The 256-nt window shown below is 64.5% G+C and carries 1 protein-coding gene; it reads right to left on the bottom strand.

What is annotated here, in order from left to right; translation table 11 throughout:
* Positions 1 to 198, bottom strand: a 198-nt coding sequence (locus ACM6G4_RS27425; RefSeq protein WP_414915019.1) for a transposase family protein, incomplete at its 3' end; no start/stop codon positions are given.
* Positions 199 to 256: the final 58 nt, after the last annotated feature.

Here is a 256-nt window from a genome sequence, read left to right as displayed (position 1 = left end):
GCGCCGGGGCTGCGCCTTCGGCAAAATACTCAACGCCGCTTGCAAGGCTCGACGCTCCAGCAGCCGCACGGTGTCCCAATGCAGCCCAAACATCTGAGCCACGTGCAGCGTGGGCAGCCGCTCGCAGGCTTGAATGACGGCCTCAGACAGGCGGCGCGTCATGCGGGCATAGCGATCCAGCCAACTGACGGCTTCCATGCGTTTGCCGCAATCACGGCAGCCAACACGTCTGAGCAACACGCTGAGACGCACCGCA

This window comes from Pseudomonas sp. IT-P258 (assembly GCF_949767825.1).
Lineage (GTDB): Bacteria > Pseudomonadota > Gammaproteobacteria > Pseudomonadales > Pseudomonadaceae > Aquipseudomonas > Aquipseudomonas monachiensis.
This window is presented reverse-complemented; position numbering and strand designations above follow the sequence as displayed.